The organism is Saccharothrix sp. DSM 118769, from assembly GCF_052936295.1.
This window is the reverse complement of record NZ_CP193627.1, coordinates 2,046,253-2,073,057: the sequence shown is the minus strand read 5'-3', so window position 1 is coordinate 2,073,057 and position 26,805 is coordinate 2,046,253. Positions and strand designations below refer to the sequence as shown.

The 26,805-nt window shown below is 74.8% G+C and carries 27 protein-coding genes; 10 read left to right on the top strand and 17 right to left on the bottom strand.

Translation table 11 applies throughout. The features are described 5' to 3' along the window. Window positions 1-49: 49 nt before the first annotated feature. From ACRAKJ_RS09840 to ACRAKJ_RS09825, 4 genes are all read right to left on the bottom strand, one after another. Window positions 50-1,351: an FtsX-like permease family protein gene (locus tag ACRAKJ_RS09840; protein WP_438922822.1), complete on the bottom strand. Its 1,302-nt coding sequence runs from the start codon at window positions 1,349-1,351 to the stop codon at window positions 50-52. Then, window positions 1,348-2,064, bottom strand: coding sequence for an ATP-binding cassette domain-containing protein (locus ACRAKJ_RS09835; RefSeq protein ID WP_438922821.1), 717 nt, complete (start codon window positions 2,062-2,064; stop codon window positions 1,348-1,350). Before ACRAKJ_RS09835 ends, ACRAKJ_RS09840 begins: the two co-directional genes overlap by 4 nt. Next, the gene (locus tag ACRAKJ_RS09830; protein ID WP_438922820.1) at window positions 2,061-3,110 is read right to left on the bottom strand and encodes an efflux RND transporter periplasmic adaptor subunit; all 1,050 of its coding nucleotides are present in this window, start codon (window positions 3,108-3,110) and stop codon (window positions 2,061-2,063) included. The genes ACRAKJ_RS09835 and ACRAKJ_RS09830 overlap by 4 nt, the downstream gene beginning before the upstream one ends. 143 nt (window positions 3,111-3,253) lie before the next feature. After that, window positions 3,254-4,285: a GDSL-type esterase/lipase family protein gene (locus tag ACRAKJ_RS09825; protein ID WP_438922819.1), complete on the bottom strand. Its 1,032-nt coding sequence runs from the start codon at window positions 4,283-4,285 to the stop codon at window positions 3,254-3,256. Window positions 4,286-4,487: 202 nt separating this feature from the next. On the opposite strand from ACRAKJ_RS09825, the gene ACRAKJ_RS09820 reads away from it, so the two are divergent. Then, window positions 4,488-6,710, top strand: a complete 2,223-nt coding sequence (locus ACRAKJ_RS09820) for an Ig-like domain-containing protein (protein WP_438922818.1) — start codon at window positions 4,488-4,490, stop codon at window positions 6,708-6,710. Between the two features lie 175 nt (window positions 6,711-6,885). Here ACRAKJ_RS09820 and ACRAKJ_RS09815 read toward each other — a convergent pair whose 3' ends face one another. From ACRAKJ_RS09815 to ACRAKJ_RS09805, 3 genes are read right to left on the bottom strand one after another with little or no spacing between them, the layout of a single operon-like run. Beyond that, the gene (locus ACRAKJ_RS09815; protein WP_438922817.1) at window positions 6,886-7,839 is read right to left on the bottom strand and encodes a sporulation protein; all 954 of its coding nucleotides are present in this window, start codon (window positions 7,837-7,839) and stop codon (window positions 6,886-6,888) included. 24 nt (window positions 7,840-7,863) lie between these two features. Continuing rightward, the gene (locus ACRAKJ_RS09810; protein ID WP_438922816.1) at window positions 7,864-8,904 is read right to left on the bottom strand and encodes a CNNM domain-containing protein; all 1,041 of its coding nucleotides are present in this window, start codon (window positions 8,902-8,904) and stop codon (window positions 7,864-7,866) included. After that, window positions 8,901-10,190 carry a CNNM domain-containing protein gene (locus ACRAKJ_RS09805; protein ID WP_438922815.1) on the bottom strand — a complete coding sequence of 430 codons (1,290 nt, stop codon included), beginning with the start codon at window positions 10,188-10,190 and terminating at the stop codon, window positions 8,901-8,903. The genes ACRAKJ_RS09810 and ACRAKJ_RS09805 overlap by 4 nt, the downstream gene beginning before the upstream one ends. Before the next feature lie 153 nt (window positions 10,191-10,343). Here ACRAKJ_RS09805 and ACRAKJ_RS09800 point away from each other — a divergent pair, with 153 nt between their 5' ends. From ACRAKJ_RS09800 to ACRAKJ_RS09785, 4 genes are all read left to right on the top strand, one after another. Further along, window positions 10,344-10,733 (top strand): MerR family transcriptional regulator, encoded by a 390-nt coding sequence (locus ACRAKJ_RS09800; protein WP_438922814.1) that lies wholly within the window; start codon window positions 10,344-10,346, stop codon window positions 10,731-10,733. 164 nt (window positions 10,734-10,897) lie between these two features. Beyond that, window positions 10,898-11,077: a hypothetical protein gene (locus tag ACRAKJ_RS09795; protein WP_438922813.1), complete on the top strand. Its 180-nt coding sequence runs from the start codon at window positions 10,898-10,900 to the stop codon at window positions 11,075-11,077. A gap of 153 nt (window positions 11,078-11,230) precedes the next feature. Further along, entirely contained in the window at window positions 11,231-12,400 is a 1,170-nt protein-coding gene (locus tag ACRAKJ_RS09790) for an L-histidine N(alpha)-methyltransferase (protein WP_438922812.1), read from the top strand. Window positions 12,401-12,460: 60 nt separating this feature from the next. After that, window positions 12,461-13,024, top strand: a complete 564-nt coding sequence (locus ACRAKJ_RS09785; protein ID WP_438922811.1) for a hypothetical protein — start codon at window positions 12,461-12,463, stop codon at window positions 13,022-13,024. Window positions 13,025-13,065: 41 nt separating this feature from the next. On the opposite strand, the gene ACRAKJ_RS09780 is transcribed toward ACRAKJ_RS09785, so the two are convergent. After that, a complete protein-coding gene (locus ACRAKJ_RS09780; RefSeq protein WP_438922810.1) occupies window positions 13,066-13,404 on the bottom strand; it encodes a DUF6292 family protein in 339 nt (112 codons plus the stop codon). A 101-nt stretch (window positions 13,405-13,505) separates the two neighbouring features. Further along, complete coding sequence (locus ACRAKJ_RS09775; protein WP_438922809.1) at window positions 13,506-15,134, bottom strand: tannase/feruloyl esterase family alpha/beta hydrolase; 1,629 nt, start codon at window positions 15,132-15,134, stop codon at window positions 13,506-13,508. 135 nt (window positions 15,135-15,269) lie between these two features. Between ACRAKJ_RS09775 and ACRAKJ_RS09770 the strand changes: the two genes are divergently transcribed. After that, on the top strand, window positions 15,270-15,956 hold the full coding sequence (locus tag ACRAKJ_RS09770) for an HNH endonuclease family protein (protein WP_438922808.1): 687 nt from the start codon (window positions 15,270-15,272) through the stop codon (window positions 15,954-15,956). Here ACRAKJ_RS09770 and ACRAKJ_RS09765 read toward each other — a convergent pair. From ACRAKJ_RS09765 to ACRAKJ_RS09750, 4 genes are all read right to left on the bottom strand, one after another. Next, complete coding sequence (locus tag ACRAKJ_RS09765) at window positions 15,953-16,486, bottom strand: hypothetical protein (RefSeq protein WP_438922807.1); 534 nt, start codon at window positions 16,484-16,486, stop codon at window positions 15,953-15,955. The genes ACRAKJ_RS09770 and ACRAKJ_RS09765 overlap by 4 nt on opposite strands. A 106-nt stretch (window positions 16,487-16,592) precedes the next feature. After that, window positions 16,593-17,480, bottom strand: coding sequence for an NAD(P)-binding domain-containing protein (locus ACRAKJ_RS09760; RefSeq protein ID WP_438922806.1), 888 nt, complete (start codon window positions 17,478-17,480; stop codon window positions 16,593-16,595). Between the two features lie 13 nt (window positions 17,481-17,493). Further along, window positions 17,494-18,981: an amidase family protein gene (locus ACRAKJ_RS09755; RefSeq protein ID WP_438922805.1), complete on the bottom strand. Its 1,488-nt coding sequence runs from the start codon at window positions 18,979-18,981 to the stop codon at window positions 17,494-17,496. A 108-nt stretch (window positions 18,982-19,089) separates the two neighbouring features. Then, window positions 19,090-19,242, bottom strand: coding sequence for a hypothetical protein (locus ACRAKJ_RS09750; protein ID WP_438922804.1), 153 nt, complete (start codon window positions 19,240-19,242; stop codon window positions 19,090-19,092). A gap of 17 nt (window positions 19,243-19,259) precedes the next feature. Here ACRAKJ_RS09750 and ACRAKJ_RS09745 point away from each other — a divergent pair, with 17 nt between their 5' ends. The 3 genes from ACRAKJ_RS09745 to ACRAKJ_RS09735 all read left to right on the top strand — a co-directional run bounded on the left by ACRAKJ_RS09745 (window position 19,260) and on the right by ACRAKJ_RS09735 (window position 22,069). Then, window positions 19,260-19,895, top strand: coding sequence for a hypothetical protein (locus tag ACRAKJ_RS09745; RefSeq protein ID WP_438922803.1), 636 nt, complete (start codon window positions 19,260-19,262; stop codon window positions 19,893-19,895). A gap of 100 nt (window positions 19,896-19,995) precedes the next feature. Continuing rightward, window positions 19,996-20,949 carry a hypothetical protein gene (locus ACRAKJ_RS09740; RefSeq protein ID WP_438922802.1) on the top strand — a complete coding sequence of 318 codons (954 nt, stop codon included), beginning with the start codon at window positions 19,996-19,998 and terminating at the stop codon, window positions 20,947-20,949. 412 nt (window positions 20,950-21,361) lie between these two features. Then, on the top strand, window positions 21,362-22,069 hold the full coding sequence (locus ACRAKJ_RS09735) for a MerR family transcriptional regulator (RefSeq protein ID WP_438922801.1): 708 nt from the start codon (window positions 21,362-21,364) through the stop codon (window positions 22,067-22,069). A 30-nt stretch (window positions 22,070-22,099) separates the two neighbouring features. On the opposite strand, the gene ACRAKJ_RS09730 is transcribed toward ACRAKJ_RS09735, so the two are convergent. Continuing rightward, window positions 22,100-22,819, bottom strand: a complete 720-nt coding sequence (locus ACRAKJ_RS09730) for an MBL fold metallo-hydrolase (RefSeq protein ID WP_438922800.1) — start codon at window positions 22,817-22,819, stop codon at window positions 22,100-22,102. 104 nt (window positions 22,820-22,923) lie between these two features. Between ACRAKJ_RS09730 and ACRAKJ_RS09725 the strand changes: the two genes are divergently transcribed. Then, window positions 22,924-23,481 carry a WHG domain-containing protein gene (locus ACRAKJ_RS09725; RefSeq protein WP_438922799.1) on the top strand — a complete coding sequence of 186 codons (558 nt, stop codon included), beginning with the start codon at window positions 22,924-22,926 and terminating at the stop codon, window positions 23,479-23,481. A gap of 50 nt (window positions 23,482-23,531) precedes the next feature. Here the strand turns inward: ACRAKJ_RS09725 and ACRAKJ_RS09720 are convergent, their stop codons facing one another. From ACRAKJ_RS09720 to ACRAKJ_RS09710, 3 genes are all read right to left on the bottom strand, one after another. Further along, window positions 23,532-24,191, bottom strand: coding sequence for a response regulator (locus ACRAKJ_RS09720; RefSeq protein WP_438922798.1), 660 nt, complete (start codon window positions 24,189-24,191; stop codon window positions 23,532-23,534). Further along, a complete protein-coding gene (locus ACRAKJ_RS09715; protein ID WP_438922797.1) occupies window positions 24,188-25,222 on the bottom strand; it encodes a histidine kinase in 1,035 nt (344 codons plus the stop codon). The genes ACRAKJ_RS09720 and ACRAKJ_RS09715 overlap by 4 nt, the downstream gene beginning before the upstream one ends. Before the next feature lie 146 nt (window positions 25,223-25,368). Continuing rightward, entirely contained in the window at window positions 25,369-26,796 is a 1,428-nt protein-coding gene (locus tag ACRAKJ_RS09710; protein ID WP_438922796.1) for a serine hydrolase, read from the bottom strand. Window positions 26,797-26,805 lie beyond the last annotated feature (9 nt).

The following is a 26,805-nucleotide window of genomic DNA, read 5'->3' as shown; positions in this document are numbered from 1 at the left end:
CGGGAGGGTCAGCCCCCGGGCCGGGGTTCAGGCCCCGGGGCCGGGGGTGTCAGGCCCGCATCACCGTCGCGATCGGGATGCGGGCCGCCCGCAGCGCGGGGACCAACCCGCCCAGCACGCCCGCGACCAGCCCGGCCACCACGCCCGCCATGCCCGCCTGCCACGGGAACTCGACGCCCTCCAGCGACGGGGTCCGCGAGCCGAACAGGGCCAGGGCCACCTCCAGCCCGAGCACGCCCGCCCCGATGGCCAGCGCCGCCGTCAGCAGGCCCGTCAGCAGGGTCTCCGCCAGCACGATCCCGGCCAGCAGCAGCCGGGGCGTGCCGACGGCCCGGCGCAGCGCGAACTCCTCGACCCGTTCGCCCACGGTCGCCAGGCCCACGTTGAGGATGCCCGCCACGCCGATCAGCAGCACCAGCGCCGCCATGCCCAGGAAGATCCAGCGCATCAGCGCCAGCTCAGCGGACATCCGGTCCCGCACCTCGATCGTCTGCACCTGGATGTGGTCCGCCGGCGTGCCCGCGGCCGTCAGCCTCGCCGTCAGCACGTGCTCCACCTCGGGGGCCGTGGGCGAGACCAGCACCTGGAGGCCGGGCCCGAAGCGGCCCTCCTTGACGCTGTCGACGGGCATCCAGTTCAGCAGCTCGTCGGACCGGACGTACGCCACGGGCCGGTCGTTGCCGTCCGCCACGACACCGCTGAACACCGGCGTCGGGTTGTGCGCGGCGCCCTCCACGCGCATCTCGGCGGGCACGCGGTGGCGGGTGAACGCCTCCGCCGCGGCCTCGTTCAACACGAGCCGGGGCGCGAGCGACGGTTCCCCGCCGAAGTGCAGCCAGTCGCCGCCCACGGTGCGGAAGGGCCGGAACTGGCGGACGTCCCCGGTCAGCCCCACCAGTTCCAGCTCGACGGCCTGGCCGGGCGGGTCGCCCTCGGCCTCTTCGACGATGTAGCAGCCCGACGCGTCGCAGGTGCGCGTCCCGCTGTAGCCGGGTTGGTCGATCGGCCCGCCGCCCTCGTTGAGGGGCTTCACGCCGGGTTCGCCGATGAACGCCTGCACGCTGGTCAGCGCCACCGCGTCGGTCCGGCCGCGCAGCACCTCCAGCGCCACGGGCACGGTCTGCCCCTCCGGCGGCAGGTACACCTGCCGGGTGCCGTCCTTGGCCACGGACAGCTCCAGGTCGGCGAGCAGCGCCCGGTTGGCGATCTCCGCGCCCGCCTGCACCAGCACGACCGCGAGCACGCCGAGGAACAGGCTGACCATGGACAGGAACGTGCGCAGCTTGCGGGCCCTGATCCCCTGCCCGCCGATGACGACCGCCGACCGCAGCCGCCCGGACAGCCCGCTCACACGACCACCCGCGCCGCGGCCGAGCCCTCGTGCAGCAGGCCGTCGGACAGGTGGAACACTCGGCCCATCTTGGCCGCGTGGTCGTGGTCGTGCGTCACGAGCACCAGCCCGCACCCCTGCTCGGTGGCCGAGCGCAGCACCTCCACCACGAGGTTGCCGGTGTCGGTGTCCAGGGCGCCGGTCGGCTCGTCGGCGAGCAGCACGCGCGGTTCGCGCACCAGCGCCCGCGCGATGGCGACGCGCTGCTGCTCGCCGCCGGACAGCCGGGGCGGCTTCTGCTTGGCCAGGTGCGCGATGCCGACGCGCTCCAGGGCGGCCATCACCTTCGCCTTGCGCTTGCGGCGCGGCAGCCAGCCCTGGCCGTTGACCAGGGCCATGGCGACGTTCTGCGCCGCCGTCAGGTGCTTGAGCAGGAAGAAGCGCTGGAACACGAAGCCGAACTCGGCGCTGCGCAGCGCGGCGGCCTTGCGCTCGGGCAGGCGGGTGATGTCCCGCTCCCCCAGCAGGTACTGGCCGCCGTCGGCCCGGTCGAACAGGCCGATCAGGCTGAGCAGCGTGCTCTTGCCGGAGCCGGAGCGGCCGAGGATGGCGACGCTGTCGCCCGCGCGCACGGTCAGGTCGACGCCCGCCAGGATGGAGCGCGGCTCCTCCTGGCCCTTCAGCGTCTTCGTCAGGCCGGTGAGCCTGATCAGCGGGACGGCTTCGGTGCTCACGCGCCACCCGCCCCGGAGCCGCCCCGCTCCGGCCCGTCCTGCCCGGCGTCGACCGGCGGCAGGCTCGGGCCGGGCACGGCCAGCGTCTCGTCGCCGGTCAGGCCGGACCTGACCTCCACGACCTTGCCGTCGGTCAGCCCCAGCTCGACGTCCCTGGTCTCCCGCGCGCCGTCCGCGCCGACCACGTCGACCTTGCCCTTGCCCTGGCCGCCCGCGACGGCCTCGACCGGCACGACGAGCGCGTTCGGCGAGGTGGCGGTGACGAGTTCGAGGGTGGCGGCGGCGCCGTTGATGAGCTTCACGTCGGCGGGCGCGGTGCACACCAGCCGCAGGCCGGTGGGGTCGGACGACGGCGAGTCGACCGGCTCCTCCCGCTGCGGCGGCGGCGGGGGCGCGGCGGCCCCCGTCGGCGGCGTCCCCGGCTGCTCCGGGGCGGGCGGCTCGACGGGCACGGTGCCGGCGGGCAGCGCGGCGATCGTGCCGAGCAGCGCGCACGCGAACGGCCCCGGGCCGTTCTTGATCTGCGCCTGCACGGTGCCCTGCGCGGCGTCGGCGATCTGGTACGCCTGCTCGCCGCTGATCTCGGCGACGATGCCGTAGCCGCCGTGCTTGGCCGACGCGATCGGCATCCCGGCGGTCACCGCGGCCCGGTCATCGACGAGCCGGCCGCCGAACACCGCCCCGGCGGGCACCTCCACGTTGGTGGGCTTGCCGTCGACCCACACGGTGGCGAACCGGGTCGGCCTGGTCGGCGTGCCGGTCGCCTCGGGCAGGGTCAGGTAGCGCACCTGCCCCGCGACCGGCGACACGATGCCGAAGACCGGGTTCATGGTGACCTTGCCGGTCAGGCCGATCTCGTTCGACAGGTCCTGCCTGGTCGGCTTGGCCGTGGTCTGCACGGTGCCGCGCGGCGCGAGGCCCGGGTCGAGCGGCTCGCCCCCGGTCGACGTGCAGGCGGTGGCGACCGGCGCGACGACGGCCAGCACGGCGGTCAGCACCGCCGCCGCCGGCCGGCCCGGGCGGGCGAGTGCGTTCTCGTGAGACACCGGTTCCCCCAAAGCAGATCCCCACAATCCGGTCCGGCCAACTTACCCACAGGACGCCCACGCACCGGACGGGGTTGCACGAAAAGCGGAAACCGCTTCCACGCCCGGTGGGGTGAAAGCGGTTCCCGCTGGTCGGGGGTGGATCAGGCGATGGCGTGCAGGTTGCCGTCCGCCCCCTCCAGGCAGCGCGCCGAGGAGGCGCCCGAGGTGACGAACTCGGTGATGCAGCGGCCGAGCTGGGCGTGCGCGGCGGCGTTCGGGTGGAACGACTGCTGGGCGAGGTGGATGCCGATGGCGTCGAGGCCGCCGGTGACGAGCGCGTACGGGTCGACGGTCAGCCGCCGCTGCCACTCGCCGCTGGTGGTGGCGCCCTTGCTGCACGCCTCGCGGTTCTCGGTGGCGCGGGAGAAGTCGAGGAACTTCACGCCCGAGCGCGTCGCCACGCCGCGCAGCGCCTCGGTGAACTGCGGCACGGCGACCGTGCGGCCGTACTGGGCGTCGGCCAGCCGCAGCGGGCAGCCCTGCGGGCCGTGCAGGAGCTTGTCCATCTTCTCGGTCACCGGGGAGGCGTACGAGGTGAGGACCAGGTCGTACGAGGAGTCCGCGTACCCGGCGGTGGTCATGGCGGTGCGCACGTCGCGCAGCGCGTTCTCGACCTTCGGGGCCATCGCGGCGAGCCGGCCGGGCCACTCGCGCTCCAGCGCGGAGCGGCAGCTCGGGCCGAACGGGTTCACCCACGCGGCGACGCAGTCGACCATGGTGTCGGCGAACCGCACGTCGTCGTTCGCGCCGACCTGCACGACGACGGTGGTCACGCGGAACTGGCGGGCGATGTCGATCAGCCGCCGCGCCTGGGAGCCCTCGGTGTAGTGCACGGTGTCGGCCAGCGACACGTTCGCCGAGTCCGCGCCGGAGCAGGCGAGGTTGAACGTCCGCGAGGCGAGCTGCGTCCGGTGGACCATGGCCTGCGTGGAGCGGTGGCACCAGTTGCCGTTCTGGCCCTCGGTGCCGGCCTCGTAGGACCCCGCGCCCTCGCCGGACATGGCGCTGTCGCCGAGCGACACCACGGCGGTGGGCCGGTCGTCCGCCGCGCCGGCCGCGACGGGGGTGGTGGCCAGCGCGGCGCCGGCCAGCAGCAGGGCGCCGACGGCGGCGCAGACTCGTTTCCTCGACACCGCGGACCTCCACAGGGCGTTCGGCGGCAGGACGTCAACCGACCGTAAAGGCGCGTTCACACGGCGACAACAAGCCGATCGGCTGGTTCCGCCGGCCCTTCGGTGCTCCGCAGGACGGCCCGCCGGTGTGCCGCCCTTCGGCGGTTGCCCCCCGGGGCCGGTCTGCGAGGCTCGCCTCCTCCGCCGCCGTGAGGGGACCACCATGCGAGTGCTCACCGCCACCGCCTCAGCCACCGCCTTAGCCGCCGCGGCACTGGCCGCACCGCAGTCCGCCGGACTCGCGCACGCCGCCGCGTTCACCGCGCGCATCGACTTCTCCGACCAGGCCACCGCGCCCGCCACCGGCTACGCCCGGGACTTCGGCGAGCCGTACGGCACCCGGCCGAACGGCCAGGTGTTCGGCTGGGTCTCGCTCGGCACCACCACCCCGCTGTCGCTCGTCGGCAACGGCCGCGACCGCGGCGGCACCGGCGACCCGCGCCTGGCGACGCTCGTGCACGCCCAGCTCCCGGCGACCTCGCCGGGCGTGCCGACGCCGGGCAGCTGGGAGATCGCCGTGCCCAGCGGCTCCTACACCGTCACGGTCGCCGTCGGCGACGCGGGCACCGCCACCGACAGCACGCACTGGCTCAACGTCGAGGACCAGAACGCCGTCGCCGCGTTCAAGCCCACGTCGACCGCGAAGCACGCCACCGCGACCCGCGTGGTCACCGTGACCGACGGCCGGCTGACCCTGTCGCCGCGCTCGGGGACCAACACGAAGGTCAACTACGTCGACGTGGACGGGCTGCCGGACGGTCCGCCGTCGGTGCGCGCCGCGACGCCCGCGAACCTGGCGACCGCGGTGGACCCGACCACGTCGGTGGTGGCCGACCTGCGGCTGCCCGCGGGCGCGGTGGACCCGGCGACGCTGTCGTCGACCTCGGTGCGGCTGACCCGGGTGCCCGACGGCGCGGCCGTGGCGGCGAACGTGATCACCAGCGGCGGCGGGGACGTGGTCAACCTGTCGCCGCTGGCGCCGCTCGCCGCGTCCACGCCCTACCGGTTCTCGGTGACCTCGGGCGTGCGGGACGTGGCGGGCAACGCCTTCCGGCCGTTCTCGTCGGTGTTCACCACCGGCACCGGCGGGGGTGGTGGGGCGATCGCGTTCCAGCAGGTGTTCGGGGTGGCCACCGGCGCGCCGTTCACCAGCGTGGCGTTCGGGCCGGACGGGCGGCTGTACGCGGCCACGTTCACCGGTCAGCTCCGCCGCTTCCCGGTCAACGCCGACGGCACCCTGGGCGCCGCGACGGTGATCGAGACCGTGCGGGCGCACGCCACCGCCGCCGGGCTGCCCGGCGCGCCGAACCGGACCGTGATCGGCCTGGCGTTCGACCCGGCGTCCACCGCCGCGGCGCCGGTGCTGTGGGTGACGGACAACTTCGGCGGCACGTCCAACGCGCCGGACTGGTCCGGCAAGGTCGCCCGGCTCAGCGGTCCGGACCTGGGGACGTACACCGAGGTCGTGACCGACCTGCCGCGGTCGATCAAGGACCACGAGTCGAACTCGCTCGCGTTCGGGCCGGACGGCGGGCTCTACCTGGTGCAGGGCTCGATGAACGCGATGGGCGCGCCCGACACGACGTGGGGCGGCCGGGCGGAGCACCTGCTCAGCGCCGCCGTGCTCAAGCTCCACCCGGCGCGGCTGCCCGCGGCGCTGCCGGTGAACGTGCGCACCGAGGCCGGTGGTTCGTACGACCCGTACGCGGCCGACGCGCCGGTGACGATCCACGCGACCGGCGTGCGCAACGCCTACGACCTGGTGTGGCACCGCAACGGGCACCTGTACGTGCCGACGAACGGTTCGGCGGCGGGCGGCAACGCGCCGGCCACGCCGTCACCGCTGCCGGCGGCGTGCGCGTCCCGGCGCGACGGGCCGTACACCGGTCCGGCGGTGCCGGCGGTGGTGAACAACCCGCAGTCCGAGACCGACTACGTGTTCGACGTGAAGCCGGGGAAGTACTACGGGCACCCCGCGCCGGTGCGCTGCGAGTGGGTGCTGGCGGGCGGCAACCCGACGTCCGGGACCGACCCGTTCCAGACGTCCGCGTACCCGGTGGGCACGCTGCCGGACCGGAACTTCGACCTCGCGGGCACCTACGACGCGGGGCTGCACGCGTCGCCGAACGGGGTGGTCGAGTACCGGGGCGGCGCGTTCGGCGGACGGCTCGACGGCAAGCTGCTGATGGTGCGCTACTCGTCCGGGCAGGACGTCCAGTACTTCGACGTGGCCGCGAACGGCGTGCTGTCGAACCGGACGACCGGCACCACCGGCATGACGGGCTTCAACCAGCCGCTGGACATCGTCCAGCACCCCACCACCGGCAACCTCTACGTGACGGAGCTGGGCGCGAACCGCATCACCCTCCTCCGCCCCACCACCTGACCCCGAGAGTCCAACCCCCAGGCCGCGAGAGTCCAACGCTCAGACCCCGTGAGTCCTACGTTCGCGACCCCTGAGTTCTACGCTCAGGACCCCGAGTTCTTACTCGCGAGTGAAGAACTCAGGGGTCTTGAGCGTTGGACTCTCGGGTCCTGAGCGTTGGACTCTCGGGTGGGGGTTATTCCTCGAAGCCGAAGGCTTCGCCGCCGTCTTCGAAGGCGTCGTCCAGGGCCTCGCCGATGATCATGCCGCCGACCACGCCGGCCGCCGCGCCGGCGACCACGCCGCCCATGCCGGGGCCCCGGCGGTGGCCGTGGTGGCCCTGGTGGGCGTAGCCCGGCCGGCCGTACGCGTTGTGGCCGCCGCGTTCGGCCACCTGGGCGACCCACTGGCCGATCACCGACGCCCAGTCGGTGTGCAGCGCGTCCTGGTGGGAGGCGTGGAAGCGGCCGAAGACGTCGCCGCCGGAGGAGAACACCCCGCCGCGCTTGTCGGCCTCCAGCACCACGACCAGCTCGTGCGGGCTGGTCACGAAGGTCAGCTCGACCTGGTTGACGCGGCCCGCGAACTGGGCGGGCGGGAAGAACTCGATCTCCTGGTAGAAACCCAGCTCCTGGTGGACGCCGTGGATGCGCCCGGCCTCCACGTCGGCCGACCGGAACTGGAAGCCGAGCTGCCCGAACGCCTGGAGCACGCGGTCCTGCGAGGGCAGCGGGCCGACGAGGACCGGGTCCAGGTCGCCCTTGTCCGGCGCGCCGGAGATCACCAGCTCGGTGCGCACGCCGACGGTCATGCCGGGCAGCGGCTGCCCCTCGACGGCGGTGATCGGGGTCTCCCACGGCACGGGGAGCTGGAACGGGATGGACACCGACTGGTTCGGCGCGACGCGCACGCCCTGCGCGACGGGGACGCGGAGGAACTCCGAGACACCGCCGAACTCGTGGTCGCCGTGCTCGACCTCGACGCGCGTCACGAGCGACAGCACGACCTGGTCGATCTTGGCCTCGGCGCTGCCGCCCTGGATGCGCACCTGCCCGGTGATCACCTGACCGGGCTGGGCGTGCGGGGTGTCCAGGACGGTGTCGACGGACGGTCCGCCGACGCCGAAGGCGCTGAGCATCCGCTTGAACATGGAGGGGGACCTCTCGCTGAAGGGTTAGCGGGGTGGTTGGTCGGTCTCGTCCTCGAAGTCGCCGATCAGCTCTTCGAGGAGGTCTTCCAGGGCGGCGATGCCGACCACGCGGTCGTCCTCGTCGGCCACCAGCGCCAGCTGCGCGCGGTCGGCGCGCATCGCCGTGACCGCGCCCGCGACGGGCAGCGCGGCGGACAGCGTGAGCGGCTCGGTCATCAGCTCGCGGGCCGGCGTGTCGCGGCCGGCGGCGGTGGCGCGCACCGCCTCGCGGATGTGCACCAGGCCGACGAACCGGCCCGCGCCGTCGGTGACGGGGAACCGCGAGCGGCCGGACTCCCGGCTGCGTTGTTCGACCTCCAGCGCGCCGGCGCGCTCGGTGACGCTCACGGTCTCCCCGATGGGCACCATGACCTGCGCGACGGTGGTCTGCTGGAGCTGGATCATCCGGGTCAGCAGGCGCTGCTGGCCCTCCGGGATGAGGCCGTGCTCGGCGGACTGGCGCAGCAGCATCCGCACGTCGTCCGGGCGGTGCTCCTGGGTCAGCTCGTCCTTCGGCTGCACGCCCACCGCCCGCAGCAGGGCGTTCGTCGTGCTGTTCAGCAGGCTGAGCAGCCCCCGCACGGTCCGCGCGAACGCCCGGAACGGGATGGCGAGCAGCAGCGCCGAGCGCTCGGGGTGCGTGATCGCCCACGACTTCGGGGCCATCTCGCCGACCACCATGTGCAGGAACACGACCAGCAGCAGCGAGATCGTGAACGCGATGGCGTAGGACAGCCCGGCGGGCAGGCCGACGGCGAGCAGCAGCGGGTCGACCAGGTCGGCGACGGCGGGCTTGGCGAGCGCGCCGAGGCCCAGCGTGCACAGCGTGATGCCGAGCTGCGCGCCCGCGAGCATCAGCGACAGCTCGCGCACCCCGGCCACGGCGGCGCGCGCCGCGCGGCTCGTCTCGGCGGCCTCCTCCAGCCGGTGCCGCTTCGCGGCGATGAGCGCGAACTCGGCGGCCACGAAGAACGCGTTCGCCGCGAGCAGCACCAGGGACACGAGCAGGGACCACGTGGCGCTCATCGCCCCACCTCCAGGACGACGCGGCTGGGCACGTGCCGCTGCACGGCGACCACGCGCAGCCGGACGCCGTCGAACGCGACCTCGTCGCCCACGGCGGCGGTGCGGCCGAGGCGGTGCAGCAGGAGGCCGGACAGCGTGTCGTAGGAGTCGTGCTCGGGCAGCTCGACGCCGGTCGCGTCGGCGATCTCGTCGATGCGCAGCCTGCCGGGCACCTCCCAGCGGCCGTCCTCGCCGCGCACCTGGTCGCGCACCACGTCGTCCTCGTCGTGGATCTCGCCGACCAGTTCCTCGGCGAGGTCCTCCAGCGTGACGACGCCCGCGAAGCCGCCGAACTCGTCGACGACGCACGCGAGCTGGCGGCGTTCGGCGCGCAGCCGTTCCAGGACGGCGGGCAGCGGCAGGGTGGCGGGCACGACCAGGGCGGGCGAGGCGACGTCGCCCACGGCGGTGTCGGCGCGCTTGTCGGGTTCGACGGTCAGCACCTCGGCGAGGCCGACGACGCCGCGCAGGTCGTCCAGGCCGTCGCCGGTGACCGGGAACCGCGAGAACCCGGTGTCGAGCAGTTCGACGACGCGCGCGGCCGGTTCGCCGGCGGCGATCGTGCGCACGGCGGGGCGGGGCGTCATGGCCTGCCCGGCGACGAGGCCGCGGAAGTCGAGGCCGCGGTCGAGCAGCCGGGACAGCTCGGGGTCGAGGTGGCCGAGCGCGCCCGCCTCGCCGATGATCTGCCTGAGGTCCTCGGGCGTGGCGCCCTGCGGCAGCTCCTCCACCGGTTCGATGCCGACGCCGCGCAGCAGCTTGGTGGCCGCCGCGTCGAACAGCCGGATCACCGGGCCCGCCACCTTCAGGTAGACGAGCGTGGAGGAGGCCAGCCGCACGGCCAGCACCTCGGGTTCGGCGATGGCGAGGTTCTTGGGGAACAGCTCGCCCAGCACCATCTGCACGACCGTGGCGAACACGAGCGCCACCGCCATGGACAGCGGGACGCCCACCCCGGCGGGCAGACCGGTGACGCCGAGCACGGCCGAGAGCCCTTCGCCGAGCAGCGGTTCGGCGACGTAGCCGACGAGCAGGGCGGTGACGGTGATGCCGAACTGGGCGCCGGAGAGCATGAACGACAGGCGTTGCGTGACCGCGTACGCGCGGGCCGCGCCCTTGTCGCCGCCCTCGGCCAACCGCTGGAGCTTGCCCCGGTCGACCGCCATGTAGGCGAACTCCTGGGCGACGAAGTACCCGGTGGCGACGGTGAGCAGCACGATCGCCAGCAGGCCGTAGATGATCAACACGACTGCCGCCGGGCCCGGCCCGGCCCGTGACTGCAGCCGTCGGCGTCTGTGGACATGTATCGACACTAACACGTGGCACTGTATGGTTGCCCGACGAGAGCCGGTGGCCCGACGGGGCCGCCGCGACGGCGGACGCGGACAGGGGGTGCGGCGGTGACCGGCGCCCTGCTCAGGATCGGCGAGCTGGCGGCCCACGCGCGGGTCAGCATCCGCACCGTCGACTACTACACGGGCCTGGGCCTGCTCTCCCCCGCGCAGCGCACCGCGGGCGGCTACCGCCTGTACGAGCGGTCCGATGTGGACAAGATAGACCTGGTGCGGCGCCTGGAGGTCCAGGGCGTGCCGCTGGAGGAGATCGCCACCGCGCTGCGGACGGGCCAGGTGGACGTGGCGCCGATCCTGGAGCGCATCGACGAGGACCTGAGGGCGCTCCAGGCGGCGGCCGACGCGGCGTCGCCGGAACTGCACGGCCTGCTCGCCGCGATCGCCACGCGGGCCCACTCGCTCCTCGCGCTGGCCCTCCAGATCCCCCCGGCGACCTGAGCCGGCCGGATCTCGCCCGGGAGGCGAAAAGTCGTGACGATTCACTCTGTTGCCGCAGCGCTTCGAGCATATTCGCCCTGACGGTCGGGTATCCGTTGCTCCCCCACTCCGTTCGACGAGGAGCGCGACATGGGCACCCACACAGCACTGGTCGGGAGGTCGTGATGGCACACGTGCGCGACTTGGTCGACATCGTCAGCGGCGACGAGTTCGACCAACCAACCCCCTACGGTCTGGTCTACCCGGTGTGCACGGCGGACGGCTCGGCACCGTCCAGCCAGCGCGGGCGCACCTGGGAGCACCTCACCGCGTCCGGCCGCATCCTGAGGCCGGTCGGCGGGTGACGCCCGGCGAGTTCCCACCCACGGGGTCGTAGGCGAACGCCTACGACCCCCTTTTTTTCGGCCCGGCGAGGCGGGAACGGCGGCGGCAGCGCGCCTCCCGGCCACCGCCGGCGGTGATCGGTAGGCTGCGGTGGGCGACGCGAGGGAGGCCGAGTGACGGCGAGCGAGGGGCGACTGGTCGGCGACCTCGCCAAGGCCATCGACGAATCGGACTTCGCGTGGTCGCTGGTGCTGGTCGGCGAGGACCAGCGGGACAAGCTGGCGGCGCTGACCAGCGACCTGCTCGGCAAGCCGTCCACGACCGGCGACGGCAAGCAGATCACCTCGGGCTACGCCTACTGGGGCATCGGGCCCACGATCGCCTGGGCGCACGCCTGCGCCGACCCGTTCTACCTGGTGATGAAGCAGAGCCTGGACTCGTTCACCCGGCGGTGGGGCCGGGTGCGCGGGCGGATCGGCGCGGGCTTCCACCACGTGAGCTTCGGCGTCGGCACCGGCCACAAGGACCGGCTGGTGCTGGAGCACCTGCTCGACCACAACCCGGACATGCTCTACGTGCCGGTCGACATGAGCTCGGAGATGCTGCGCCTCGGCACCCAGCAGGCCACGCACGGCCTGCGCCTGCGCGGGCACCGCGTGGTGCCGGTGCAGCTCGACTTCTCCATCCCGGGGAACCTGACCGAGTTCCGCGACCTCGTGCACCGGGTGGTCGGCGACGAGCCCGTGCTGTACTCGCTGTTGGGCAACACGATGGCGAACTTCGACCACGACGCCGAGCTGCTCGCGAGCCTCACCGGGCTGGTCCGGCCGCAGGACCTGTTCCTGCTGGAGGTCGCCACCACCGACGCGCTGTCCGACGAGCTGGCGCAGGACGCGGTCGAGGAGTACGCGCGCAGCCGCGCCTACCGCGAGTTCGTCACCAGCGCGTTGATGCACAACACCGACCTGACGATCACCCTGGACGCGGTGCAGTTCCGGGGCGCGGTCGAGGGCGACCGGGCGCTGAAGGTGAAGGTCGTCTACCAGAACCGGACGGGCGGCGACATCATGGTGATGCTGCCCGACCGCACGCGCGTGCCGTTCCCGGACCAGGACACCATCCGCCTGTACCTGACCCGCAAGTACGCGCGGAAGGCGCTGGACGGGGTCGTGCGCGCCGCCGGGATGCGCAAGGTCACCGGCACGCACTCGGACTTCCCGGTGCCCCGGTCGGCGCAGGGGTTCGGCATGGACCTGCTGCTGCTCGCGCCGGGCGGGCCCGACGAACCGGCCGAGCCGGCGCGGGACAGCCGCGCCCGCGACATCTGGGAGCACCGACCGTGACCACTCCCCCCGCGACCACTTCTCCCGTGACCACCGACCTGCGGGAGCGCTGACCCGCCGATGGTCCGGATCGCCATCACGGCGCTCACGTTCGGCGCGCTCGCGGTGGCGATGGGGCTGGGCGTGACGTGGCTCGTCGTGTCGCCGCCCGGCGACCGCTGGGAGCCCGCGGTGAACTCACTGGCCCTGCTGGCGGGCATCACCGGCATCTTCGCCGAGCGCTGGGCGGCGCAGCGCGAGCAGCGCAACCAGGCCGTCGAGTCGATCCGGCTGGAGATGGCCCGCAACCGGGAGACCCTCGACGGCGGGGAGTTCAGCGCCGACGCGCCGGCCGGCCGGCGGCTCTACCCGAGGCTCATCCAGTCGGCGGTGGACTCGGCGTTCTCGTCGGGCGCGCTCAGCCCGCGCCGGGACGCCGAGCTGATCGACCTGCTGCACCGGTGGCGGAGCGCGGTCGGCTCGGTCAACCGGAGGCTGGAGATGACCGAGACGCTGATGTTCACCAGCGCGTCGGCCGAGGAGGTCGAGCAGCTGCACGAGGCGCTGCACGGCGAGGGCAGCTTCATGCGGGGCGTGCGCGCCCTGCTGGACGAGACCCGGACCTACCTGGCCGCGACCCGCTGACCCCGGGGCGGCACCCCGGGGCCGGACGTCGGGCTCGCGGGTCAGCTGGCGGCCAGCATCCCGTCGTCGGTGGTCAGGGCCAGGCCGTCGACCCAGCGCGCCACGCTCGCCGGGTCCGGCCGCACCGGCCCGCGCAGGCGGGACAGCACGAACGGCGGCTCGGCGCTGTCGCTCTCGACGGCGACGGCCCAGCCGCGCGCCTCGTCCCACAGCAGGGCCACGTCGCGGTCCGGGAAACCCGGTAGCCGACCGTCGAGCGCCAGGTAGGCGCTACCGGCCTGCACGAAGAAGGAATCGCCTCGCAGCCCCAACGCCCGCGTCACCTGGGTGAGGTACACGTGCAGGGCGCGGATCTCGTTCTCGTCGAACTCCCAATCCACCGTGAGCACCCCCGAAGACCGCCGTGTCGCGCCGTGGAGAGCGACGCACTCGGGGGTAACCCGTCCGGGGGTAGTTGAAACACGTGAGTTTCGTTTCACACTCACCTGCCGGGCGCGACCGGTCCCGGCAAGTGGTGCAGGTAGGCGCCGTACCAGTCGACCGCGTCGCGCACCGGACCCGACGGCCGCGCGGGCACGAAGTTCGCCGCGTCGTCCACGCTGCCGGTGCCGTCGTACCGGGCGGTGAGCGGGTACGGGAACACCGGCCGGGTCCGCACCGCGCCGCCCTCGTCGCGGCCGGTGGCGATCACCCGGTCGGGCGCGGCCCCCTGCTCCACCCAGCGCAGCAGGCCGGGCAGCGGGTCGAAGCCGGAGATCCGGTCGCCGCCGGAGCAGTGGTGCAGGCCGGGCACCAGGAACAACCGGGTCCACCGGTCGAGGTCGCCGCCGTGGCGGCGCTTGAGCCGGTCGTGGTAGTCGAGCAGCCCGGCGGGCGGGATGGCCTGGTCGTTCCAGCCGTGCCACAGCACGAGCCTGCCGCCCGCGCGGCGGAACGCGGACAGGTCGAGGGCCATCGCGTTGTGCCGCGCGCCGACGGCGTCGAGCCGGCGGAACTCGGCGGCGGTGAACCGGAAGTCGTCGAGCGACGAGTGCGGCGCGCCGATCGGGTAACCCATGTACCGCAGGTAGTTGTCGGCCAGCCGCGCGGCCAGCGGGACGTCGCCGAACTCCGGCGACGGGAGCGTCCAGCCGTACCAGGCCGGTTCCGAGCCCCTGGTCAGGCCGGACGGGTAGAGCCGGCGGCCCCGCTCGTCGCGGGGGCCGTCGTAGAGCTTCCGGACCACGTCGACCTGCTGCGGCGTCAGGCACGCCGGGCCGTCCTGGCAGGTGAGCGCGCCGGGGTCGAAGTCGCAGCGGCGCGGGTCCTCCAGCACCCCGTCGGCCAGGCCGTCGAGGGTGTCGCAGCGCGCCAGCACGGCGTCGTGCAGCACGGGGAGCCGGTCGGTGGTCAGCACCGGCAGGCCGTCCGCGCCGGTGTTCACCCGCGCCAGCCACGCCTGGAGGACGACGACCGCGCTGAGGTAGTTCGCGGGCGCGCCGGCGACCACGCCGTCGAAGTCGTGCGGGTAGCGCTGGGCCAGCAGCAGGGCCTCGCGACCACCGTTGGAGCAGCCGGAGAAGTAGGAGAACCGCGGGGGCGCGCCGTAGAACCGCTCGATCACCCGCTTGGCCGCCAGCGACACGACGTGCGGCGCGCGGAACGCGAAGTCGTCGCGGGCGGCCTGGTCGTCCGCCGCCCAGGTGCCGTCCACGGAGGCGAGCGGTCCCCCGGCGCCCACGTGCCCGTCGTCGGTCGTGGCCACCGCCGTGCCGCCGACCCGGGCACCGCAGTCCGGGATCACCGGCGGCACCAGTTCGCCGCAGAACCCGCCGCAGCCGTACTGGAGGTAGCGGCCCGCGTACGTCGTCGTCGGCAGCTCCAGCGCGAACCGCACGGCCGGCTCGACGTACCCGCGCACCGCGCAGTGCGCGGGTTCGGCGCCCGCCGGCACCTCCACCGCCTCGGTCACGTGCGCCCGCGCGCCCGGCAGCACGACCTCGCGCACCAGATCGGCGCACGCCACCACCGGCCGGTACCCGGACGTGCCCGACGCGCTCACCGCGCTCGCCGTCGTCGTGCCGGCCACCAACGCGACCACGACGGTCACCGCTCCCCACCGAACCCCCATGCCGCAGATCATCGCGCCATCCGGTCCACCGCAGTACCACCGCCCGTCGGTACGCGCCGCCGCCGCAGGTCGCGCGGGGTTTCCCGGGACGCGGCCCCGGGTAGGGGCTGGTTTTCGAGGACTGGAGGGTGGGCGATGCTCAGACGGACCGCGGTGGCCCTGGCCGTGCTGCTCCTGCTGCCGACCGGGTGCGACGTCGTGGGTTCACCGCCCGCGGCGGGCGGCGGCACCACCGTGGACCGGGTGCCGGAGGGCACCGTCGACGGGCCGACCGCGCGGACCCTGCTGGCGCAGCTCGCGGTGGCCGAGCCGGGGCGGATGACCGGGTACGCGCGCGACTGCGACGACGGCAAGGGGTGCGTGTTCGGGCGGCCGTGGGAGGACGTGGACGGCGACGGCTGCGACCAGCGCAGCCAGGTCCTGGCCCGCGACCTGACCGACGTGGTGCGCAAGGAGGGCCGGTGCTCCGTCGCGTCCGGCTCGCTGCTCGACCCCTACACCGGCGGCACCGTGACGACCGTGTCGAAGATCCAGATCGACCACGTGGTGCCGCTGGCCGAGATGTGGCGCAGCGGCGCGGCGTCGTGGCCGCGGGACCGGCGCGTGGCGGCGGCCAACGACCTGCGCAACCTGCTCGCCGTGGAGGGCAAGGTCAACCAGTCGAAGGGTGACCAGACGCCTGACGAGTGGATGCCGCCGAACGGCGCGTTCGCCTGCCAGTACGGGCGGATCTACGTGACGGTGAAGGCGGAGTACGGGTTGAGCGTGACGAACGCCGAGCGCGGCGCGCTCGAGCGGGCCGTCGCCGCCTGCGGGGGTTAGGACGGGCGCGGGGTGTCCACGGCGAGGGCGGCGACGCCGTCGAGGTAGTCGGCGGTGAAGCCGCCCGTCAGCTGCTCGGTCTCGGCGACCACGACGGTGGTGCCGTCGAGGGTGTCGGAGTCGTAGTTCAGCGCGGTGAACGGCACGTCGTCCACGCGCAGCAGCGAGCCGGCCAGGGGGCGGACGTCACCGGTGCCGTGGACGTCCTCCACGCGCTTGAACTCGCGCGCCTGGTCGCGGTCGGCGAACTCGACCCACGCGACGGCCACCAGGATCGTGCCGCCCCGGTCGTCGGTGAGGGTGAACAGCACGCGGTCCAGGGCGACGCACGGCGTGGCCGCCAGCAGCTCCTGGACCTGGCCGAACGCCTGCGCCGCGCAGTCGGTGTCCTGCCGGGTCACCCGGTCCACGACGCGCAGCCCGTTGTCCCGCCACACCTGGTCGGGGTCGCCGGGTGCCGCGAGCCCGCCCGCGCCCGCCGCCACCGCGCCGGCCACCGCCACCGCCGCGATCACACCACCGGTCCCCACGAGCCGCCTCCTCCGCCTGCCGGCACTCCTCCCCGCTAGTACCCGGTGGAACGGTAACCCCGAACATCGGGAACCTGGGCATTCGGGTACGAGCGCGCCGGGGCGGTCAGGCGCCGAACGCGCGGACGACCGCGGCCATGTCCTCGTCCCCCTCGCCGACGGCGGACGCGTAGTGCGACTGGAGCAACCGCATGAGCCGGTCGTCGGCGCCGACCGAGGCCAGCGCGTCCGCGATGAGCGCGGCGTCCTTCACCGCGCCGTCCAGGCCGAAGGACGGCGGCTCGAACGTGCCGTCGATCATCGCACCGCCCTTGGCGTGCGCGTAGGGGCTGTCGACGGCACCGCCCCTGATGGCGTCCAGGAACGCGGCGGGGTCGAGCCCCAGCCCGCGCGCGAGGGCGACCGCCTGGGCCGCGGCGGCGGTGATCGTCAGCACCCACGAGTTGGCCACGAGCTTAAGCCGCTGGCCGTCGCCGGGGTGGTCGCCGACCCACACGGTGCGCGAGCCGATCGCCTCGAACACGGGCGCGACCGCGTCCCGCGCGTCGGCCGCCCCGGCGGCGAGCACGGTGAGCGCGCCCTGCTCGGCGGGCTGCCGGGTGCCGAGCACGGGGGCGTCCACGTACCCGACGCCCTTGGTGGCGGCCAGGTCCGCGAGCCGCTCGGCGCCCTCGACGCCGACCGTGCCGCACTGCACCCACACCGCGTCGTCGCGCATCCGGGGCAGCGCGTCCACCATCACCTCGGCGGTGGCGGACAGGTCGAACAACACGGTGACCACGACGTCCGCGCCGGTCACCGCCTCGCCCGCGTCCTCGGCGACGCGGGCGCCGTCGGCGGCCAGCGCCCGCGCCCGCTCGGGGCTGCGGTTCCACACGACCACGTCCAGCCCGGCGCGCAGCAGGCTCCGCGCCATGCCGGCGCCCAACAACCCGGTTCCCAGCACCACGACGACCATGGCCACCAACCTCCCACCACGGGCCGGGCGGCGCATCCCAGGGGTGCCGCTACGGCGCGGTGGGCAGGTAGGCGGGTGCGCGGCGGGCGCGGGTCAGCTGCTCGAACGCGGCGGCGAAGGCCAGGACGCGGGCGTCGGCGCGGTGGCCGGCCATGAACGACACGCCGATCGGCAGCGGGCCCGCGAACCCGGCCGGGACGGTGGCGTTCGGGTAGCCCGACACCGCCGCCGGGGTCGACGAGCCGAGTTCGTAGGCGTCGCCCTCGCCGTACGCCGTCCTCCACGCGGGGCCGTTGGTCGGGGCCATGACCACGTCGAGGTCGTGCGCGGCCAGGGTCCCGTCGATCGAGCGGCGGGCCAGGGTCGTGGCGGTGCGGCGCTGCTCCCGGTACACCGGGTCGGTCGGCGGGGGCGCGTCGGCGGCCCGGAGGAACAGCTCCTGGCCGAACCGGCTCAGCTCGACCGGGTCGGCCTCGTTGAACGCGATCAGCTCGCGCAGCGTCCCCGGCGCGCCCGGCCGGGTCGCCAGGTACCCCTCCAGGTCGTGCTTGAACTCGGTGACCAGCGCCGGGAACTCGGCGGCGTCGATCTCGTCCTGGTGGGGCAGGTCGACCTCGACGACGGTGGCGCCCGCGCGGCGCAGCGCGTCGACCGCCGACCCGACCACCCGGTCGACCTCCGCGTTCCGGCCCGCCTTGCGCCACACCCCCACCCGCGCGCCGCGCAGGTCGGCGGGTCCGGCGGCCCGCACCGCGCCACCGGAGAGGACGCCCGCCAGGATCGCCGCGTCCACGACGTGCCGCGCCACCGGACCGGCGGTGTCCTGCTTCGACGAGATCGGCACGATGCCGTCCTGGCTGACCAGGCCCAGCGTCGGCTTGAGCCCGACCACGCCGTTCTGGCCCGACGGGCACACGATCGAACCGTCGGTCTCCGTGCCCACGGCGACCTGAGCCGGCGACGCCGCCACCGCCGCGCCCGACCCGGACGACGAGCCGCACGGGTTGCGGTCCAGCACGTGCGGGTTGTTCGTCTGCCCGCCGACGCCCGACCAGCCCGACGTCGACCGGGTGGACCGGAAGTTCGCCCACTCCGACAGGTTCGTCTTGCCCAGCACCACGGCCCCGGCGTCGCGCAGCCGCGTCACGAGCGCGGCGTCGTCGCGGGGCGGCACGCGCAGCGCCCGCGACCCGGCGGTGGTGGCCGTCCCGCGCGTGTCGATGTTGTCCTTGAGCAGCACCGGGATGCCGTCCACCAAGCCCTTGGCCCGTCCCGCGGCCCGGCGGCGGTCGCTCTCCGCGGCCTGGGCGAGCGCCTCGGGGTCCACCGCCACGACGGACCGGACCCGGCGGTCCACCGTCGAGACGCGCCGCAGGTAGGCGCGGGTCAGGTCGACCGAGGTGAGGGAGCCCGCGTCCATCATGCGCGCCAGCTGCGGGATGGTGGCCGAGTCCAGGTCGGGCACCGGGCGGGTGTGGGCCTGCGCCGGCGGTGCGACGACGAGCACGCACAGCAGGGCGGCGAGCAGGGACCGCATCGCCCCACCACAGACCCGTCCGGGCGTCCGGTCAACCTGCCGGTCGGCGGTGCTGCGGGCGCCTGCTCGTCGGGGGTCTAGTCACCGGGGGTCTGGTCACCGGGTCGGTCAGCGGGGTGGCTCGGCGACGCGCGCGTGCAGCCGCTCCCGGATCTCCTCGGGCGTGTAGGCGCGGCGCTTGCGCTCCCCGCGGGCGATCACCACACCCGTCGCGGCGACACCCGCGACACCGGCCAGTCCGAGCAGCTTCCACCAACGCATCTGCCTAGGCTACCGGGATGGCTGGGACGAAGATCGGTCTGGACGAGGCGGTCGAGCTGACCCGCACCGGCGACGTGTGGCTGTTCCGGGGCAGCTCGGCGGCCGACCGCGCGATCCGGGTGACGACCAACAGCCCCGTCAACCACGTGGGCATGACCGTGGCGGTGGAGGACCTGCCGCCGCTGATGTGGCACGCCGAGCTGGGGCGCTCGCTGCCGGACGTGTGGACCGGCACGCACCACCGGGGCGTGCAGCTGCACGACCTGCGCGAGGCCGTGCTGGTGTGGGCGCGCCGGTACGGGCAGCGGGCGTGGCTGCGGCAGCTCGACCTGCCGACGACGAGCGAGCAGGACGACGCCGCGCTCCGGACCGTGGCGCGGTTGAACGGCACGCCGTTCCCGTCCACGGCCCGCCTGGCGACCCGGTGGCTGCGCGGCCGGATGCCGAACCTGCGCCGCGCCTCCGGGACGGCGCTGGAGACCGCCTACTGCGCGGAGGTCGTCGCGGTGACCTACGAGGCGATGGGCCTGCTGCCCGAGGGTCGCCGCGCCAACTGGTACGACCCGGGCCGGTTCTGGAGCGGTGACGAGCTGGAGCTGGAGGCCGGCTACCGGCTGGGTGAGGAGATCGCGGTGGAGATCCCCGCCGGGTGAGCGCGGCGGGTGGCCCGCTGTCGTCCGGTGCGCTGTCGTCCGGCTCGCTGTTGTCGGGAAACGGCCGTGCGGGGCGGCCCGCCCGCCTACCATCCGAGCGGTGATCAGGTGTTGGGGCGTGGCGGTGCTGGTCGGGTTCGCGCTGGTCGGGTGCACGGCGGTGGCCGACGTCTCGCAGCAGCAGCCGCCACCGGCCGGCGGCCTGCTGGGCGCGCTGGCGGGCGTGCGGGCCACCGACGGGTCGACCGCCTACGTCGAGTACGGCGACGTGGCGGCGGTGCGCACGCTGGTCGCCGCGGACGCGGAGCGGTTCGGCGGGCTGCGCGGGTACGGCTACTCCGACCTCGCGCCGCGGGTCGGCGAGGTGGCGGGAGTCGTCGGGTTCGACGCGTCGGCGGCCACCACGGCGCTGCGCGTGGGCGAGGCCCCGACGTGGGCGGCGGTGCTGCGGCTCGACGTGGACGTGGCCGCCGTGGAGGGGAAGCTGACCTCGCTCGGCGGTGAGCGCGACCGGTCCGGCACGTGGACCACCGCCGAGGACGGGCGGGTGTCGCTCGACGGCCCGCTGGCCCGGGCCGGGGTGGTGAGCGGGTTCCAGCGGGTGCGCGTCGAGCCGGGCGCGGTCCGGCACGGCACCGGCGGCGAGGCGCTGGGGTGGGTCGCCGACCCGGGTGGCCGGACCCTGGCGGACGACCCGATGACCGGCGAACTGGCCCGCTGCCTGGGTGACGTGGTGGCGGCGGTGGTCACCGGCCCGAAGGCGGGGCTGCCGATCGCCGTCGGGGTGCGCGCGGCGCCGGCGGGCGAGGCCGTCGAGGTGGTGTGCGTGCCCGACGAGAACCCCAAGGCGTTGCGCGACCTCGTGGAGCGGAACCTGGAGACGCCGTCCACCGGCCGGCCCGCGTGGTCGGACCTGCTGCCCGGCGCGGTGGCCGAGCAGCCCGCCGACCAGACCGGGGTGGTGCGCGTGGTCGTGCCGGCGGGTCCCGGGACCAAGGCCGACCGGGCGCTCGGGGCGCTGGGGCGCGGCGAGCTGGCCTCGCTGTTCGGCTGACCCCGCTGCCCGGCCGACCCCGCTGCCCGGCCGACTCCACTGCTCGGCCGACTCCACTGCTCGGCCGACTTCGCTGCTCGGGTCCCGCTCACCGGCACGCCCGGGTGGCGGTCAGGGCCGGGTGCGGTCGGCTGCCGGTGCGCCCGGTTCGCGCCGGGCCATCCGGCGCAGCACCGCCGGGGCCAGGGCGGACCCGACGACGGCCCACAGCCCGAGCACCACGACCGTCCACGCCGTCCACCACGTCCCGCGACCCTTACCGCACGCGCAGGCCGCGGGTCGGCGCCACCGGGTTCTCCACAGCTCTCACGGGCTTCAACCGTATCGTTGAAGTGCTACTTTGAGCGTTGCGCGCGAGGGGGGCACGTGATCTCCGCGCCACCCTCAAACCCCTGGTGAAGCGGAGGAGCCGGTGGCGCTGCGCCCGGTCGACCTGGCCCGCGCGGCGGGCATCTCGACCCAGCAGGTCCGCAACCACCTCGACGCCGGCGTCCTGCCGCCCGCGGAGCGCTCGCCGACGGGCTACCGCGTGCTGACCGAACGGCACCGCGAGGCGCTGCTGACCTACCGGGCGCTCGGACGCGGCTACGGCTGGGACACCGCCCGCGCCGTCATGCTCGCGGTGCACGAGGACCGGCAGGCCCTGGCGCTGGCCAGGGTGGACGAGGCGCACGCCGCCGTGCACGCGCAGCGCCTCTCCCTGGCGGCCACCGCGGAGGCGCTGGAGGCGGTGGCCGGTCGCCCGCCGGACACCGTGCCGCGGTCCGGGCTGCGCGTCGGGGAACTGGCCGCGCGGCTGGGCGTGCGGGCGTCCGCGCTGCGCGTGTGGGAGGCCGCCGGGCTGCTGGCGCCGGCGCGGACCACCGACCGGTACCGGCTCTACGCGGCGGCGGACGTGCGCGACGCGCACCTGGTGGCGATGCTGCGCCAGGCCCGGTACCCGCTGCCCTCGATCAAGCCGATCATGGACCGGTTCCGGGAGTCGGGCGGCACGGAGGCGCTGCGGCGGGCCGTCGCGGACCGGGAGGTCGCGCTGGCCCGGCAGGCGAGGCTGATGCTGGCCGCGGCGGGCGCCCTGGACCGCTACCTCGCGTCGGTCGCGCCGACGCCGGACGGCTGACCCGGTCGCCCCGCCGCCGGCCGGCCCCGCTCACCGGGACCGGTCGGCGGCCCTGGTGCGGCGGACCGCTTCGGCGAGGCCGCCGTCCCAGGGCGCGCCGTGGCCGGGGAGCAGCCAGGTCGCGTCCACGGCCGCCAGGCGGTCGAGGGAGGCGAGGGCCTGGTCCGCGTCGTCGGTGAACGGGGCGGGCTGGGGACCGCAGGAGCCGGTCAGGACGTGGCGGGTGGTGAGGGCGTCGCCCGCGAAGACGGCGTCGGCGACGGGGACGTGGACCGCGACGCTGCCGGGCGAGTGGCCGGGCGTGCCGATGACGCGCGGCGCGCCCGGGAGGTCGAGGACGTCGCCGTCCGCCACCTCGACCACCTCGGTGAGGTAGGTGGTGCGCAGGCCGCCCTTGCGCGCCGCGTACCCGAGGAAGCGGGCCGCCGCGCCGATCTTCACCGGGCCCCGGGTGGGCTGGGACTTCACCTCGCCGCGGGCGCGGGCCGCGTCGGCGGCGTGGACGTGGACCGGGACGCCGTGGTCGCGGCGGAGGCGTTCGGCGAAACCGATGTGGTCGCTGTCGCCGTGGGTGAGGACGACGCCCTTGACGTCGTCGACGGAACGGCCCAGCGCGGCCAGTTCGGCGGTCAGCTCGCCCCAGTGGCCGGGGAGGCCGGCGTCGATGACGGTGACGCCCTCGTCGGTCACGACCAGGTGGACGGCGACGATGTCGTTGCCGATGCGGTGCAGGTGTTCGCCGAGCTTCACGACGGTGTCCTTCCTCCGGTGTTGATGGCTACGGTACATAGCCATCATGGCTATGGCCAATAGCTATGATGGACGCGACACCACCGCCGGCCGGAGGAGAACCGATGCCCACCCCTGAACGGACCTCGCTCGCGGACATCGTCGCGTCGGCCCGGGACCTCGTGGAGGCGGAAGGGCCCGTGAACCTGACGATGCAGGCGGTCGCCGTGCGCGTCGGCGTGCGGGCACCGTCGCTCTACAAGCGGGTGCGCAACCGGGACGACCTCGTCCGGCTGGTCACCGAGGCCACCGTCCACGACCTGGGCGAACGCCTCGGCGCGGTGCCGGCCACCGGCGACGCCCGCGCGGACCTGGCGGCGCTGTGCCGGGCGTTCCGGGAGTTCGCGCACGCGCACCCGGCCGGGTACGGCCTGGTGTTCGCGGGTCCCGCGGCGAGCAGGCCGGACGTCGGCTCGCTCGCGGGGGCGGCGGCGCCCGTGCTGCGGATCGCCGCGGAACTCGTCGGGGCCGACCGGGCGCTCGACGCGGCGCGCACGGTCACGGCCTGGGTGCACGGCTTCGTCAGCATGGAGCTGGCGGACGCGTTCAACCTGGGCGGGGACGTCGAGGGTGCCTTCGAGTACGGGGTCGCCCGGATCGCGGACGCGCTCGCGGGGACGTGAGCGGTCGGGACGTGAGCGGGCAGGGTGGGGCCGGTCAGGGTGAGGGCCGGTCAGGGTGGGGGGTCGGTCAGCCCCGCCTCGTGGGCGAGGATCGCGGCCTGCACCCGGTTGGTCACGTCGAGGGTGTCGAGGATCGCGCTGACGTGCGCCTTCACCGTGCCCTCGGCCAGGTTGAGCCGCCGGGCCACCTCCTGGTTGGACCGGCCCTCGCCGACGAGCGCGAGCACGTCGCGCTCCCGGGGCGTCAGCGCCGCCACCCGTTCGCGCGCCCGGTCGGCGCGGCCCGCCCGTCCGCCGCGCAGGTCCGCCACGACGCGGCGGGCGATGCGGGGCGACAGGTACGCGCCGCCCTCGGCGACCGCGCGCACGCCGATCAGCAGCTCGCGCGGGTCGGACGCCTTGAGCAGGAACCCGTCCGCGCCGTCGCCGAGCGCGGTGGTCACGTACTCGTCCTCGTCGAACGTGGTCAGCACGACCACCGCCACGCCGGGCAGGGTCCGGCGCAGCTCGCGCGCCGCCGACAACCCGTCCTGGCGCGGCATCCTGATGTCGAGCAGCACCACGTCCGGCCGGTGGGCGTGGGCGAGCGCCACGGCCTCCCGGCCGTCCGCCGCCTCGGCGACGACCTCGATGCCGGGGTCGGTGGCGAGGATCGCCCGCACGCCCGCGCGGACCACCGCCTCGTCGTCGGCCAGCAGCACCCGGATCACGCGTTCTCCTCCACAGTGGACGGTTCCGGAGTGGACGATCCTGGGGTGGACGATCCCGGGGTGGACCCTTCCGGAACCGGCTGTCCGGGCAGTCGGGCCACGACGGTGAAGGCGCCGTGCTCCTCGCCCGCGCGCAGGTCGCCGCCCAGCAGCCGGACGCGTTCGGCGAGGCCCGCCAACCCGGTGCCGCCGGTGCCGCCGCCGGTCCCGGACGGACCGCGCAGCGGGTTGGTCACGGTGACCACCACGCCCTCGTCACGCTCGACGCGGACCGCCACCGGCGCGCCGGGCGCGTGGCGGGCCGCGTTGGTCAGCGCCTCCTGCACGACCCGGTGCACGGCGCGGTCCGCCAGGGACGGCAGGGCGGCGTCGCCCGTGCGGGTGAGCACGACCGGCAGGCCGGCGCGGGCCGCGCGGGACACCAGCTCCTCGACCGACTCGTCCGGCGGTTCCGTGGGCGTGGCGCCCTCGCGCAGCACGCCCACCGTGCGCCGCAGCCGGTCGGTCGCGGCCACCGCCGACTCGCGCAGCTCCGCCGCGGCGCGGCGGTCCGGCCCGGTGCCGGCGGTCAGCTCCAGGGCTCCCGCGCGCAGCGCGATCAGCGCCAGCTCGTGCCCGAGCGAGTCGTGCATGTCGGCGGCGATGCGGGCCCGTTCGCGCAGCCTGGCCTGCTCGACCACCAGCTCCTGCGTGCGCTCCAGCTGCCCGATGCGCTCGCGGCCCGCCGCGATCAGGTCGGCCTGCTGGCGGCGGAACAGGCCGGCGAGCCTCGACAGCGCCACGAACACGGCCAGGGCCGCCAGCACCGCCACCCCCTCCCAGAGCACGACGAACCCGACGCCCACCCCCGCCAGCGCCGCCGCGACCAGCACCGCCCCGCCGTACCGGGTGGGCAGGTGGCGACCGTGCAGGTAGGAGGCGACGGCCAGGACGACGAACAGCAGCTGACGCCACGTGGGCAGCGCGTCGGTGCCCAGCCCGTTGGCCGCGCCGGCCGCCGCGATCACCGCCAGCAGCACGCCGTTCACCACTTGGCCGTTCCCCGCTTGGCCATTCCCCGCTTGGCCATTCCCCGCTTGGCCATTCCCCGCTTGGCCATTCCCCGCTTGGCCATTCCCCGCTTGGCCATTCCCCGCTTGGCCATTCCCCGCTTGGCCATTCCCCACCGGGCCGTTCCTCACCCGGCGGACTGTACCGACCGCAGCCGCACGAGCCTGGCGACCAGCACGACCGAGGCGGACAGGGCGACGACACCGGCGGTGATCGTCAGCGGGGCCGGGAAGTAGGTCAACTGCTCCCACGTGACCGTGCGGCCGTTCACCAGCACCGAGATCAGGTCCGGCAGGACGGCGAAGGTCACGGGCGGCACCAGGAGCGGCACCAGGCGCCACCACCGCCCGGACCGCCGCTGCCCGAACCGCCGCCGCTCGAACCGCCGCGCCCACCGCCCGGACCGCCGCATGCCGAGCACGGCCAGGGCCACCGCCACCAGCGCGACCAGGCCCAGCACCAGCTCCACCGCCTGCCGCCCGCCGCCCGGGTCCGCCGGTCGCCCGCCGCGCACCAGCTCGCGCAGGCCGCGCATCACGGCGTAGGTCTCGTCCTGCAACCCGCTGTTGTTGGTCATCACCGCGAAGCCGTGGCCGGTGGCCGGGTCGATCGCCTGCACGGCGTTGTAGGTGAACAGGTTGCCGGAGTGCACCAGCAGCCCGTCGACGTCCGGCTGCCACCCCATCGCGTACTCGTGCACGGCGGACGAGGTGTGGGTGGTGCGCAGCCCTTCCGGGGACACGACCGCGGGGCCGAAGCCGTTCTGCGCGACCAGCCACCGCCCCAGGTCGGCGGCCGTGGTGATGACGCCGCCGGAACCGTTGTCGTCGAGGAACCCGTCCAGCTCGGCGCGCGGCACCCACGCGCCGAACAGGGAGACGTAGCCGTCCGCCGGCCGCACGTCCTCGTCCGACACCGCGCTGCGGGACATGCCGAGCGGCTCGAACACCTCCTCGCGCAGGTGGTCGCGGAACCGCCGGCCGCTCGCCACCTCCACGAGCCGCGCGGCCAGCGCGTAGTTGACGTTGCAGTACTCGTGGCGGGTGCCCGGGTCGGCGGCGAGCGAGTCGTCGCGCAGCCGGGAGGTGTGGTCGGCGAGCGAGGACGCGTCCTCCAGCTCGGCGACGTCCACGGTGGTGTCCGACAGGCCGGACGTCTGGTGGAGCAGGTGCCGCACGGTGATCCGCTCGTGGCGGGGGTCGGCCATCGCGAAGCCGGGCAGCTGCGCGGCGACCGGCTCGTCCAGCGCGATCCGGCCGTCCTCGACGAGCGTCATGACCGCCATCGCGGTGAACGACTTGCTGAGCGACGCGACCCGCATCGGGGTGTCGGCGGTGACCGGCGCGCCCGTGGAGTCGTGCCCGACGCCGGCGGCGAGCACGACCCGGTCGCCGTGCGTCACGACCGCCGCCATGCCGGGCACACCGGTGCCGTGCAGGGCCCGGTCGAGGTAGGCGCGCAGGTCGTCCGCCGGGTCGGCGCGGGCGGCGGGCACGGGGGCGGCAGGCACGGGGGCGGCCAGGAGCAGGACGAGGGCCGTGATCAGGGATCTCACGCCGTCGAC

Bases quoted from the DNA above. Each gene is read 5' to 3' on its own strand.
- ACRAKJ_RS09820 (WP_438922818.1), top strand. From the start codon at position 4,488: ATGCGAGTGCTCACCGCCACCGCCTCAGCCACCGCCTTAGCCGCCGCG.
- ACRAKJ_RS09815 (WP_438922817.1), bottom strand. From the start codon at position 7,839: ATGTTCAAGCGGATGCTCAGCGCCTTCGGCGTCGGCGGACCGTCCGTC.
- ACRAKJ_RS09810 (WP_438922816.1), bottom strand. From the start codon at position 8,904: ATGAGCGCCACGTGGTCCCTGCTCGTGTCCCTGGTGCTGCTCGCGGCG.
- ACRAKJ_RS09795 (WP_438922813.1), top strand. From the start codon at position 10,898: ATGGCACACGTGCGCGACTTGGTCGACATCGTCAGCGGCGACGAGTTC.
- ACRAKJ_RS09785 (WP_438922811.1), top strand. From the start codon at position 12,461: ATGGTCCGGATCGCCATCACGGCGCTCACGTTCGGCGCGCTCGCGGTG.
- ACRAKJ_RS09775 (WP_438922809.1), bottom strand. From the start codon at position 15,134: ATGGGGGTTCGGTGGGGAGCGGTGACCGTCGTGGTCGCGTTGGTGGCC.
- ACRAKJ_RS09770 (WP_438922808.1), top strand. From the start codon at position 15,270: ATGCTCAGACGGACCGCGGTGGCCCTGGCCGTGCTGCTCCTGCTGCCG.
- ACRAKJ_RS09760 (WP_438922806.1), bottom strand. From the start codon at position 17,480: ATGCGCCGCCCGGCCCGTGGTGGGAGGTTGGTGGCCATGGTCGTCGTG.
- ACRAKJ_RS09755 (WP_438922805.1), bottom strand. From the start codon at position 18,981: ATGCGGTCCCTGCTCGCCGCCCTGCTGTGCGTGCTCGTCGTCGCACCG.
- ACRAKJ_RS09750 (WP_438922804.1), bottom strand. From the start codon at position 19,242: ATGCGTTGGTGGAAGCTGCTCGGACTGGCCGGTGTCGCGGGTGTCGCC.
- ACRAKJ_RS09745 (WP_438922803.1), top strand. From the start codon at position 19,260: ATGGCTGGGACGAAGATCGGTCTGGACGAGGCGGTCGAGCTGACCCGC.
- ACRAKJ_RS09725 (WP_438922799.1), top strand. From the start codon at position 22,924: ATGCCCACCCCTGAACGGACCTCGCTCGCGGACATCGTCGCGTCGGCC.